General features: G+C 64.7%; 12 protein-coding genes. 2 read left to right on the forward strand and 10 right to left on the reverse strand.

Annotated features, from left to right (window positions below; genetic code table 11):
• Positions 1-43 precede the first annotated feature (43 nt).
• The 7 genes from P6U31_RS19955 to P6U31_RS19985 form a co-directional block, all read right to left on the reverse strand.
• A complete protein-coding gene (locus P6U31_RS19955; RefSeq protein WP_018641712.1) occupies positions 44-415 on the reverse strand; it encodes an SUF system Fe-S cluster assembly protein in 372 nt (123 codons plus the stop codon).
• A complete protein-coding gene (locus P6U31_RS19960) occupies positions 412-1,659 on the reverse strand; it encodes a cysteine desulfurase (RefSeq protein WP_407183379.1) in 1,248 nt (415 codons plus the stop codon). Before P6U31_RS19960 ends, P6U31_RS19955 begins: the two co-directional genes overlap by 4 nt.
• Positions 1,656-2,960, reverse strand: a complete 1,305-nt coding sequence (gene sufD, locus P6U31_RS19965) for a Fe-S cluster assembly protein SufD (RefSeq protein ID WP_407183380.1) — start codon at positions 2,958-2,960, stop codon at positions 1,656-1,658. The genes P6U31_RS19960 and sufD overlap by 4 nt, the downstream gene beginning before the upstream one ends.
• Positions 2,961-2,972: 12 nt before the next feature.
• Positions 2,973-3,725 carry a Fe-S cluster assembly ATPase SufC gene (sufC, locus tag P6U31_RS19970; protein ID WP_407183381.1) on the reverse strand — a complete coding sequence of 251 codons (753 nt, stop codon included), beginning with the start codon at positions 3,723-3,725 and terminating at the stop codon, positions 2,973-2,975.
• A 132-nt stretch (positions 3,726-3,857) separates the two neighbouring features.
• Positions 3,858-5,354, reverse strand: coding sequence for a Fe-S cluster assembly protein SufB (sufB, locus tag P6U31_RS19975; protein WP_407183382.1), 1,497 nt, complete (start codon positions 5,352-5,354; stop codon positions 3,858-3,860).
• A gap of 113 nt (positions 5,355-5,467) precedes the next feature.
• Positions 5,468-6,607, reverse strand: coding sequence for a cysteine desulfurase family protein (locus tag P6U31_RS19980; protein WP_407183383.1), 1,140 nt, complete (start codon positions 6,605-6,607; stop codon positions 5,468-5,470).
• Between the two features lie 52 nt (positions 6,608-6,659).
• Positions 6,660-7,853, reverse strand: coding sequence for an acyltransferase family protein (locus P6U31_RS19985; protein WP_407189892.1), 1,194 nt, complete (start codon positions 7,851-7,853; stop codon positions 6,660-6,662).
• Positions 7,854-7,897: 44 nt separating this feature from the next.
• Between P6U31_RS19985 and P6U31_RS19990 the strand changes: the two genes are divergently transcribed.
• Together P6U31_RS19990 and P6U31_RS19995 are read left to right on the forward strand one after the other, a co-directional pair.
• On the forward strand, positions 7,898-8,890 hold the full coding sequence (locus P6U31_RS19990) for a LytTR family DNA-binding domain-containing protein (protein WP_407183384.1): 993 nt from the start codon (positions 7,898-7,900) through the stop codon (positions 8,888-8,890).
• A 338-nt stretch (positions 8,891-9,228) separates the two neighbouring features.
• On the forward strand, positions 9,229-9,876 hold the full coding sequence (locus P6U31_RS19995) for an alpha/beta hydrolase (RefSeq protein ID WP_024337874.1): 648 nt from the start codon (positions 9,229-9,231) through the stop codon (positions 9,874-9,876).
• Between the two features lie 53 nt (positions 9,877-9,929).
• Here P6U31_RS19995 and P6U31_RS20000 read toward each other — a convergent pair whose 3' ends face one another.
• From P6U31_RS20000 to P6U31_RS20010, 3 genes are all read right to left on the reverse strand, one after another.
• Entirely contained in the window at positions 9,930-10,253 is a 324-nt protein-coding gene (locus P6U31_RS20000) for a DMT family transporter (RefSeq protein WP_407183386.1), read from the reverse strand.
• Positions 10,254-10,263: 10 nt separating this feature from the next.
• Positions 10,264-10,941 carry a glutathione S-transferase family protein gene (locus tag P6U31_RS20005; RefSeq protein WP_407183387.1) on the reverse strand — a complete coding sequence of 226 codons (678 nt, stop codon included), beginning with the start codon at positions 10,939-10,941 and terminating at the stop codon, positions 10,264-10,266.
• A 109-nt stretch (positions 10,942-11,050) separates the two neighbouring features.
• Complete coding sequence (locus tag P6U31_RS20010) at positions 11,051-12,154, reverse strand: anhydro-N-acetylmuramic acid kinase (RefSeq protein WP_407183388.1); 1,104 nt, start codon at positions 12,152-12,154, stop codon at positions 11,051-11,053.
• Positions 12,155-12,272: the final 118 nt, after the last annotated feature.

Consider the following 12,272-nt stretch of genomic DNA (forward strand, 5'->3'; position numbering starts at 1 on the left):
TATCTGGTCCGTTGCGGAGCGAATTCAATGCCGGCCTTAAGCGTCACCACATGTTGAGGACGAGACGCGCCTCGTCGCTCATGCGCTCGGGCGACCACGGCGGCTCCCAGACCACCTTGACGTCGACCACGCCCACTCCGGGGACGCTGGCAACCGCGTTCTCGACCATGGTCGGCAGCTCGCCGGCGGCCGGGCAGTTCGGCGTCGTCAGCGTCATCTGGACGTCGACCGAACGGTCGTCCTTGATCTCGACCTTGTAGATCAGGCCGAGCTCGTAAATGTCGGCCGGGATTTCCGGGTCGAACACGGTCTTGAGCCCGGCGATGATCTCGCGGGTCAGCCGCTCGGTCTCCTCCGGCGGCAGCGCCGAATGGGTCTCCATCGGATTGGCTTTGATTTCGGCCGTGTCACTCATGCGAACAAATCCCGCGCCTTCAAGAGCGCCTGTGCCAGATGATCGACTTCTTCCCGCGTATTATACATGCCGAACGAGGCCCGGCAGGTGGCCGTCACGTTGAACCGCTCTAAAAGCGGCATCACGCAATGGGTGCCGGCCCGCACCGCGATGCCCTGGCGATCGATCACGGTCGCGACGTCGTGCGCGTGCGCGCCCCCAAGCTCGAAGGAGATCACGGGGCCCTTGCCCCGCGCCGTGCCGATCAGCCGCAGCGAGTTGATCTCGCGCAGGCGCTCCTGGGCGTAGGCCGTGAGGTCGGCCTCGTGGGCGGCGATGCGCTCCTTGCCGATCGAGTTGACGTAGTCGATGGCCGCGCCAAGCCCGACCGCCTCGATGATCGCCGGCGTGCCCGCCTCGAATTTGTGCGGGGGATCGCCATAGGTGACGACGTCGCGCGTGACCTCGCGGATCATCTCGCCGCCGCCGTTGAAGGGGCGCATCGCGACGAGGTGGTCGTACTTGGCCCAGAGCACGCCGATGCCGGTCGGGCCGTAGACCTTGTGGCCGGTGAAGACGTAGAAGTCGCAGCCGAGATCCTGGACGTCGACCGGCAGATGCACCGCACCCTGGCTGCCGTCCACCAGCACGGGAATGCCGCGTGCATGCGCGATCTTCACCACGTCCTTGACCGGCACGATGGTGCCGAGCGCGTTCGACATCTGTGTGATCGCGACCAGCTTGGTCTTCGGGCTCAGGAGCTTCTCGAACTCCTCGATGAGGAAATTGCCCTCGTCGTCGACAGGCGCCCACTTGATCACCGCACCTTGGCGTTCCCTCAGGAAATGCCAGGGCACGATGTTGGAGTGGTGCTCCATGATCGAGATGACGATCTCGTCGCCTTCCCCGATATTGGGAGCACCCCACGAGGATGCGACCAGGTTGATTGCCTCGGTCGCATTGCGGGTGAAGATCACTTCTTCCGTAAGCGGCGCGTTGATGAACTGCGCCACCTTGGTGCGACCGCCCTCATAGGCTTCGGTCGCCGCATTGGCGAGGTAATGCAGGCCGCGATGCACGTTGGCGTATTCGGACGTATAGGCCTGCGTCATGCGCTCGAGCACGGCGCTCGGCTTCTGCGCCGAGGCGGCGTTGTCGAGATAGACCAGCTTCTTGCCGTAGACCTGCAGGCTAAGCGCCGGAAAATCCTGACGCACCCGCGCAACGTCATAGGCTCCGTTCTTGACCGCGGGATGCGTGCTCATTGGCGACGCTCCAGCCAGCGTTCGGCGACGCCGATCACGTGCTCGCGCAAGCCATCATCGGCGATCTGCTCGATCGCTTCGCCGACGAAGGCCTGGATCAGCAGCGCCTGGGCCTGCTTCTCGGGCAGGCCGCGGGCCTTCAGATAGAACAGCAGGCTGTCGTCGAGCGCGCCGGCGGTGGCGCCATGGCCGCAGGAGACGTCATCGGCGAAGATCTCGAGCTCGGGCTTGTTGTCGGCCTCGGCCTCGTCCGACAGTAGCAGCGCACGGGTCATCATCTTGCCGTCGGTCTTCTGTGCGTCGGGACGGACGATGATGCGGCCCTGGAACACCGAGTGGCCGCGCTCGTCGATCACCGCGCGGAAGGTCTCGCGGCTGACGCAGTTCGGCACGGCATGATCGACCACCAGCGTGGTGTCGCCATGTTCGGTCTTCTTCAACAGGTTGACACCGTTGGCCGAGAGCTCACTGCCCTCGCCGGCCAGCGTGATGAAGCCCTGAAGACGGCTCACCGCAGCGCCGGTGGTCATGTTGAAGAAATTGAACTTCACGTTGGCGCCGATGGTGACGAACTGCGAGGTGACGTTCACTGCGTCAGGCGCGTCGTCCATCAGGCGGATGTGCGCGACATCGGCGCTGTCGCCGACGGAGACGACGACGGCGTCATTGACCTGATAGGCCTTGGCTTCCGCCGCAACAAAAGTCTCGACGATGGTGACGCGAGCGCCCTTCCCGACCGTCACCTGCGAGCGGGTGAATGCCGAGGTCGACGCGGCGGTCGCGATGTGGATGATCTGGATCGGCGCGGACAGCTGCGCGCCGTCCGCAATCGACAAGACCACGCCGTCGGTCGCCATGGCCGCGTTGAGTGCGATCACGGCGTCGGTGGTTGCGGTTGTCAGGAGGCTGGCATCCTTCTCCAGCGCCTCACGCGACGTCTTGAAGCCCGCCTCGGCGGCAAGCGCCTTCACATCGGACAGATCGGCCGCGAACACGCCATCGACCAGCACCAGCTTGCGGGCGCCGTCGATCGCATGGACCTTGACCGCCTCCGCAGCGCGCTTCAGCGCGGCGGCATCGGGCGCTGCTGCCAACGGCAGCACCTCGCCGACCAGCGCACGCAGGTCGGTGTATTTCCATTCCTCGATCCGACGGTGCGGCAGGCCGAGGCGCTCATAGGTCTCGAATGCCTCGCGGCGCACGGCCGTGACCGCAGGCGAACCCGGCAGCCGGCCCTCGGCGCTGGCGAAAAGATCGCTTACCGCGCGGCCGTTTCCGGTCTTTGCCACAGCAACGTTCATCGCAAACAATCCTTACGCGGCATCCTCGAACTGGGCGTAGCCGGACGCTTCCAGCTCCAGCGCCAGTTCCTTGCCGCCGCTCTTCACGACGCGGCCCTTCGACATCACATGCACGACGTCGGGCACGATGTAGTTGAGCAGTCGCTGGTAGTGGGTGATGACGACCATCGCGCGCCCCGGCGAGCGCAGCGCGTTGACGCCGTCGGCCGCGATCCGCAGCGCGTCGATGTCGAGGCCGGAATCCATCTCGTCGAGGATGCACAGGCTGGGCTCGAACAGCGCCATCTGCAGCACCTCGTTGCGCTTCTTCTCGCCGCCGGAGAAGCCGACATTGACGCCGCGCTTGAGCATGTCCTGCGGGATGTTCAGCGACTTCGAGACCTCGCGGACCTTCTTCAGGAAATCCGGGGTCGAGAATTCAGCCTCGCCGCGCGCCTTGCGCTGGGCGTTCAGCGCCGTGCGCAGAAAATTCATGGTGGCGACGCCGGGAATCTCGACCGGGTACTGGAACGCCAGGAACACGCCTTTGGCGGCGCGCTCGTCCGGCTCCATCTCCAGCAGGTCCTCGCCCTTGAACAGGATCTGGCCGTCGGTGACCTCATAGCCGGGCTTGCCGGCGATGACGTGGGAGAGCGTCGATTTGCCGGAGCCGTTCGGCCCCATGATCGCGTGCACCTCGCCCTCGTTCACGGTCAGCGTCAGCCCGTGGAGGATCTCACGCTCCTCGACACGAACCTTGAGGTCTTTCACTTCAAGCAAAGCCATAATGTTTTTCCATCTATCCCCTCATCCTGAGGAGCGCCGAAGGCGCGTCTCGAAGGATTGAGGCCACCAATCTTTCCGGTATCCATCCTTCGAGACATCCGCTTGCGCGGCCTCCTCGGGATGAGGTCCGAGCTAGCCGACCGACCCTTCGAGCGAGATCGAGATCAGCTTCTGCGCTTCCACCGCGAACTCCATCGGCAGCTGCTGCAGCACGTCCTTGACGAAGCCGTTGACGACGAGGCCGACCGCCTCCTCCTGGCTGAGCCCGCGCTGGATGCAGTAGAACAGCACGTCCTCGGAGATCTTCGAGGTCGTCGCCTCGTGCTCGAACGTCGCCGAGGAGTTCTTCGCCTCGATGTACGGCACGGTGTGCGCGCCGCATTTGTCGCCGATCAGCAGCGAGTCGCAGGCGGTGAAGTTGCGCGCGCCGGTGGCTTTCCGGTGCGCGGTGACGAGGCCGCGATAGGTGTTCTGCGACTTGCCGGCGGCGATGCCCTTGGAGATGATGCGGCTCGACGTGTTCTTGCCGAGATGGATCATCTTGGTGCCGCTATCGACCTGCTGGAAGCCGTTCGAGATCGCGATTGAATAGAACTCGCCGCGGGAATTGTCGCCGCGCAGAATGCAGCTCGGATATTTCCAGGTGATCGCCGAACCCGTCTCGACCTGGGTCCAGGAGATCTTGGAGTTGGCGCCGCGGCAGTCGCCACGCTTGGTGACGAAATTGTAGATGCCGCCCTTGCCTTCCGAATTGCCGGGATACCAGTTCTGCACGGTCGAATATTTGATCTCGGCATCGTCGAGCGCGACCAGCTCGACCACGGCGGCATGCAGCTGATTCTCGTCGCGCTGCGGCGCGGTGCAGCCTTCGAGATAGGAGACGTAGGCCCCCTTGTCGGCGATGATCAGCGTGCGCTCGAACTGGCCGGTGTTGCGCTCGTTGATGCGGAAATAGGTCGACAGCTCCATCGGGCAGCGCACGCCCGGCGGCACGTAGACGAACGAGCCGTCGGAGAACACCGCCGAGTTCAGCGTCGCATAGAAATTGTCCGAGGTCGGAACCACCGAACCGAGATATTTCTGCACCAGTTCGGGATGCTCGCGGATCGCCTCGGAGATCGGCATGAAGATCACGCCGGCCTTCTTCAGCTCCGCCTTGAACGTGGTCGCAACCGAGACCGAATCGAACACCGCATCGACCGCGATCTTGCGCCGCGCCGGATCGTCCTCGCCCACCTTCGGCTCGACGCCTTCGAGCATGGCGACCTCCCGCAAGGGGATGCCGAGCTTCTCGTAGGTCTTCAGAATCTCCGGATCGATCTCGTCCAGCGACGAGACCGTCTTCTTCGGCTTCGGCGCCGCGTAGTAATAGAGGTCCTGGAAGTCGATTTTGGGATAATCGACGCGCGCCCAGGTCGGCTCCTGCATGGTCAGCCAGCGCCGATAGGCCTCTAGCCGCCACTGCAGCATCCAGGCGGGTTCGTTCTTCTTCTGCGAGATGAACTTGACGATTTCCTCCGACAGCCCCTTGGGGGCCTTCTCGGAGTCGATCAGGGTCTCAAACCCATAACGATACTGGTCGACGTCGATGCGCTTCACGCGCTCGACCGTCTCTTGTACGGCTGGCATTCCATCCTCCGCTCGCGGTTTCAAGGACCGCGGTGGATCAAACTCGGACGAGTATTACGATATTTCTCCGCGGAAAGCACGGGCTTAGAACCGTTCAAGCCGTGTTTCGTCGCTCAGGTCTTAAGTAGGGTATTACCAAGCTTTCGCCAAGCCTCTAACGCCCTATTGATGTCCTCAGGTTCGGTGGACCAGCCCAGACTGAGGCGCACCGCTCCCTGGGCGACCGCCGGGTCAAATCCCATAGCTGAAAGAACGTGAGACGGCTGGACCTTGCCCGAGGAGCAGGCCGAACCGGAGGAGACGGCGACGCCTTCAAGATCGAAACCGATCACGGCGGTTTCGGCCTTGAGACCGGGCGCCGTGAAGAGCACGGTATTTGGCAACCGCGCAGCATCCTCAGAGAAGATCGTCGCGCCTGCGATCCCTCGGATGCCATTTTCCAAGCAATTCCTGACGGTTGCCATGCGTTCCGCATCCTCCGGGAGAGCCTGAAGCGCGGCTTTCACCGCCGCGCCGAAGCCCGCGATGCCGGCGACATTCTCGGTTCCGGCGCGACGGTTGAGCTCCTGCCCGCCGCCCCGCAGCACCGGCTCGAGGCCGGCGATCCCCTCCGCCGCGACCAGTGCGCCGACCCCCTTGGGGCCGCCGATCTTGTGCGCGGAAAAGGTCGCAAGGTCTGCGCCGATGGCCTTGATGTCAAAAGGGATTTTACCCAGCGCCTGGACTGCATCGACGTGCAGGAGGCCGCCGGCCTCATGGACCATCCTCGCCGCCTCGGCGACGGGCTGGAGTGCACCCGTCTCATTGTTGGCGGCCATGATGGAAACCAGCGCCGGCGGGCCGTCCCTGAGCTGGACCTTGAGGTGCTCAAGATCGACCACGCCGGAACGCGTGACCCGGATCAAACCGATCGCGGCACCCGGAAACCGGCCACCGGCCAGCACCGAGGCGTGCTCGACCGCGGAGACCAGCAGCCGCTCGACAGGTCCGCCGGACAGGCCCCGCAGCCCCGGCGACAGCGCCAGCGCATTGGCCTCGGTTCCGGCGGAGGTGAAGACAACGTTCCGCGGCAAAGCGCCCACGGCCGTCGCAAGCGCGGCGCGGGCGTCCTCGACCAGCCGCCGCGCCTCCCGCCCCTCGGCATGGACAGACGATGGATTGCCGACCAGATCGAAGGCCGCGGCCATCGCCGCCCGCGCCTCGAGGCGCAGCGGCGTGGTCGCATTCCAGTCGAGATAGACACGGTTCGGCATCTGGCCCTCTTAGCACCTTTTGTCGTCCGGCCAACCGCACGGCGGGACCTCGTCAGGCCGGCTGATGCTGCTCCATTTTTGCGAGCCTTCGCGGCACCGCGCGCAATCCGAACAGCGGCCTCAGCCAGGACATGCGCCGAACGATTTCATAGGTCGCCACACATGTGAGCGCGGTCCCCAGGATGACAATGCAGGCCTCGATCCCGGCCGACAGACCGCTGTCGCGCAATCGGTGCGCGATCACGATGATCGCGGTCTGATGCACGATGTAGTACGGGAAGACCGCCTCGGTCAGGTAGCGCCGCGCGGGGCTGTCGGCTGTGAAGTGATGTCGCGCAAAGCCCAGCACGGCGGAAATCGCGAGCCATTGATAGCAGCCATAGGCCGAAGCAGCGGCCCATTTCAGTGCGGGCGACGGCGCAAACAGGCCGGCGCGAACCAGGATGAAGGCCAAGAAGCAGGCGGCTGCCGCCAGCAGGGCCACCCAACGCTGGCGCTCGACTTCACGCCAGATCCCCTCCTGCCTGGCCAGCAGGAAACCGATCAGGAAAGCCGTTGCATGGTCCGCATGGTTGTACCAGTCGCCGAACAGCGCATGCGTCGAGGGAAAAGCCGGAAACAGCACCAGGCGCCAGGCCGCAAACAGCAGGCAGAGCACGATCAGGAGCCGTGGCCCGGCCAGCATGCCAGCCAGCTTCCGGCCAAGCCAGTCAGCCCCGGCCGGCCATAGCGCGAGCACGCCAATCAAGGCCATCGTGTAGACCCACAGGTAAACCACGAACCAGAGATGGTTCCAGGTCGGCAACACGATGCACGGGTTCGGACAGAACTGTGCGCCGAAGGCAAAGTAGTGCCTGGTGTAAAAATCGAGGAAGCCGGCGGGATAGCCGAGGCTTTCGACGATCTGGAGATAGGACTGCGGCGGCACGATCACGAGCATGCCGAAGACGAGCGGGATCAGGAGCCGCGCCGACCGCGCGCCGGCGAGCGAGGCGAGGCCCGACTTGCCGAGCATGAAACGGGTGGCAACCCCTGACACCAGGAACAGCAGCGACAGCCGCCAGGGATTGAGGAATAGCATCACCGGTTCCAGCCAGGTCAGCCGGTGCACGCTCTTGATGTGGAATCCCCAGGACACGTAGAGCATGCCGACGTGGTAGAAGATCAAGAGCCCGAAGGCTAAAATCCGCACCCAGTCCAGATCGATACGTCTGTCCGAGCTCTGGAATTGCTGTGGTGTTGTAATGGTTTTCTGCTCCTTGACGGGACGACAAACGCGGTTTTGGGGCCATGGCTGACACCGAAAATGCTCCGCCTGCGGCGCGCGTCGAGCCGGTTTGGGATCAGGCACGGGCGCGAGGGGATGAGCCGCCGGCGGTTGGGACGAATCGCGGGTCTTTTGGGATCAGCGGTGGCGACCGGATGATGTTCGCCGCGATTGCGGCCGTCGCGCTCGCGATCGGAGTAGTCAATGCGTTCTCGGGCGCGCAGGACGCGGCCTGGCGCGGCGACAGCTACGACATCGGCCGGCGGCTGTTTTGGGAGATGTCGAGCATCGCCGTCATCGTGCTGTTGCTGCCGATCCTGGTCTTGGCGGTGCGCCGCATGCGCCGGACACCTGGCCTCGGGGCTCAGGCTGCCATCGGAGCGATCGCCCTGCTCGGCTTCTCCACCCTTCACATCGCCGGCATGGTCTGGGTGCGGAAGCTCGCGCTGTGGCTCGCGGGTGGCACCTACGATTTCCGTTTCTCGCTCGCGACGGTTCTGTACGAATTCCGGAAAGACGCCGTGGCCGTCGTCCTGATCGCCGCCACGATCTGGCTGCTCGAAAGCCGGCGTGAGCTGAAGAGCGCCGCCGTCGCCCTGTCGGCGGCGCCCACTCCAGCGCAGCCGCCGTCACCCGATCTGATCTGGCTGCGCGACGGCACGAGCCGCATCCGCGTGGTGCCGCGCGAGATCCTCTGGGTCGCGTCCGCCGGCAACTACATCGAATACAGCCTCGCCAACGGCACCCGGCACCTGATCCGGGGCACGCTCGCGGCCGCGGAAAGCGAGCTGGCGCACTTTTCCATCGTTCGCGTTCACCGGACCAAGCTTGCCAATCTCGACCGGGTGCGCAGCGTCGACCTCAAGCCATCAGGAGATTTCGAACTCGCCTTCGACAACGGCCAGACGCTCGGCGGCAGCCGGCGATACCGGCCGGCCGTCGCCTCGCTCGGAAGCCGAACCGCCCCAGCGGGAATCGCCGCCGTCGATCAACCGGCAATCCATAAACAGTCGTAATTCCAATCGGTTGAGCGCTACCCTCCGGCAAAGCGGCCGGCGCTTGCCGCGCTCCGGCCAATTTCAGGCAGGTCCAGGTGCTGCGAGGCAAGCTAGAGATGACACTGCGATGACCGGCTAAGCTCTTGAGCTGATTGAGAGATGTCGAAGAAGCTTGCTTTTTGACCCTGGCCTCGTGTTAGAAGCGCGCGTCAGTTCACCTGCGCGCCACTCGCGCATCATCCGAGGGCGCGCCTCTCCACCTTTCATCCGCGCTCTTGTCGGCGGCAACGCGGGCAGAGCCAGAATCGGACGATTGCGCAGGGATCACCTCAAGGGACTCAAATCAGAGATCATCGATGCCTGAAGTTATTTTCACTGGCCCCGCCGGCCGCCTCGAGGGCCGCTATCACCCGGCGAAGCAGAAGAACGCGCCGATCGCGATGATCCTGCATCCGCACCCGCAGTTTCACGGCACGATGAACCATCAGATCGTGTACCAGTGCTACTACGCCTTCGCCCATCGCGGTTTCTCGGTGCTGCGCTTCAACTTCCGCGGCGTCGGCCGCAGCCAGGGTTCGTTCGACCACGGCACCGGCGAATTGTCGGATGCGGCCGCCGCGCTCGACTGGGCACAGACCATCAATCCCGAGGCGCGCGCCTGCTGGGTCGCCGGCTTCTCCTTCGGCGCCTGGATCGGCATGCAGCTTCTGATGCGCCGCCCCGAGGTCGAGGGCTTCATCTCGATCGCGCCGCCCGCCAATCTCTACGACTTCTCGTTCCTCGCGCCCTGCCCGTCATCGGGTCTGATCGTTCACGGCGAGAAGGACGCGGTGGTGCCGCCCAAGGACGTCAATACGCTGGTCGAGAAGCTGAAGACGCAGAAGGGCATCGTGATCGACCAGCAGATCATCCCCGGCGCCAACCACTTCTTCGATGCCAAGCTCGAGCCGCTGATGGAAACCATCACGGCGTACCTGGACATGCGTCTCGCCAACGTGCGCTAAAGTCCGCAGCTTTGTAGCCCGGATGGAAGCGAAGCCTCATCCGGGCTCCGAATTCAAGCCAGCTTGAGCGCGACGATCCCCAGCAAGACGAGTGCGATGCCCGCCAGCTTCATCGCGCTCAGAGTCTCCCCGAACAGCACGACACCCATGATGAAGGTGCCGGCAGCGCCAATGCCGGTCCAGACCGAATAGGCGACGCCGACCTCGAGCACCTTCAAGGAGCGTCCGAGCAGCACGACGAAGGCGGCGAGCAGCACCAGCGAGGCGATGCTCCAGCCGACGCGCGTGTAGCCTTCCGCATACTTCATCGCGATGGCCCAACCGACATCGAGCAGGCCGGCAATCACCAGCATCAGCCAGGCCACGGACTGCGACATTGCGCTGCGCTCAGGCCGCGAGCTTGAGCAGGTGCGCGTCGTGACGAACAAGGAAAGCGCGCAGCAATTGCGGATAGTCTTCGCCGACGGCAGTGCGGACACTTCGACGCTTCGCCAGCGCGGCGCGCCAGGCTCGGACCTTCGGAACATCCGTGAAGATGCCGTGCTCGGTCAGTTCGTCAAACAGGTCGAAGTAACGGAACACAGGCGCGAACACCGCATCGACCAGGCTGAACGCCTCGCCTGCGAAGTACGGGCCCGCGCCAAGCGCTGCCTCGACGCGCGCGAATTTCGCCGCGAGCGCCTGGCGCTTGCTCTCGAAGGTCGCCGGATCCGTCGTGGTCTCCAGGCCCCAGAGATCGCCGAGGATCGCCGAGCCGAACTCCATCCAGGCGCGGTGCTCGGCCCGCTTCAAGGCATCCGCCGGATGCAGCTTCGCGCCGCCTTGGGTTTCCTCGATGTACTCGCAGATCACATTGCTCTCGAACACCGCGACCTCGCCCTGCTCCGTCGTCACCACCAGCACCGGCACCTTGCCGAGCGGCGAGAGCTTCAAGAACCAGTCCGGCTTGTTGGCCAGATCGATGTCAATCCGCTCGAACGGAACGCCCTTCTCCTTCAGCGCGATCACCGCGCGCTGCACATAGGGGCAAAGCTTGTGGCTGATCAATTTCAGTGACGCGGTCATGGCGCGGATCCCGACGGTTAGATGCAATTGCATCCATATAGATGCATTTGCATCTAGTCGTCAAGTTGGATGCGTCTGCATCAACCGGCCGTGATCTGAGGCCGCCGCCTCAGGGCCTGGCAATTACCCCGCCCGTCATCGGCATCGGCACGCCCGTGGTGGCGGGATAGGACAGCGGCAGCCCCTTCAACCCGCGGGCGGCGAGGAAGCCGAAGGCCTGCGCCTCGATGGCATCGGAGGCCCAGCCGAGCGTCTCGGCCGCCTCGACGGTGGCCGAGCCGACCCGCTCCCGCAGCATCCGCAGCATGGTGAGGTTGCGGGCGCCGCCGCCGCAGACGATCCAGCTGCGCGGCCGCCGCGGCAGCAGCGGAATGACGCGGGCGATCGCTGCTGCGGTGAAAGCGGTCAGGGTCGCCGCGCCGTCGGCCGGCGCGACGTCGCCGAGCCTGAGGCCAGCGAAGTCGTTGCGGTCGAGCGATTTCGGCGGCGGCAACGCGAAGAACGGCAGCTCCAGCGCGCGGGCGATCCAGGCCTCGTCTGCCTTGCCAAGCGCTGCGAACTTGCCTTCGGCATCGAACGCCTGGTTCATGGTGCGGTACATGAAATCGTCGAGCAGCGCGTTGCCGGGGCCGGTATCGCAGGCGATCAGCGTCTCATTGCCGTCGATATAGGTGATGTTGGAGACGCCGCCGATATTGACCACGACGATCGGGCCCTCGCGCTCCAGCGACTGCGCCAGCGCCCGATGGTAGACCGGTACGAGCGGCGCACCCTGCCCGCCCGCCTCGACATCAGCGGCGCGGAAATCGTACATCACGGGAATATGGATCGCCCTGGCCAGCGCCGGCGCGTCGCCGATCTGCACCGTCAGCCGCCGTTCAGGCCGGTGCAGCACGGTCTGACCGTGGAAGCCGACGATGTCGATTTCCTCGGGCTTCATGCGGTTCTGGGCGATGAAGGCGGCAACCGCCTCGGCGTGGGCCAGCGTCACCACGCGCTCGGCCTCGGCCAGAATGCCCGGCCGGTCGTCACGTCGCTGCAGATGCACCGCCTCGTTCAGCGCCTGGCGCAGCAGATTGCGCTCCGCCGGGGTATAGGCCCGGTAGCTCGACGGCCCGAATGCCTTCACCTGTCTTCCATCGGTTTCGATCAGCGCGACATCCACCCCGTCCAGCGAGGTGCCGCTCATCAAACCGAGTGCCGTCAACATCATGGATCAGCATCCTCAAGACCCCGCTCCGGCATGCCGATCTTGTGCCAGAGGGACACATCTTATAATGCCACAGCGCCAAAGCGGCGGGCAGCAGTCGGGTTCCCCCGAAATACCCTTA

This window comes from Bradyrhizobium centrosematis (assembly GCF_045571495.1).
GTDB lineage: Bacteria > Pseudomonadota > Alphaproteobacteria > Rhizobiales > Xanthobacteraceae > Bradyrhizobium > Bradyrhizobium centrosematis.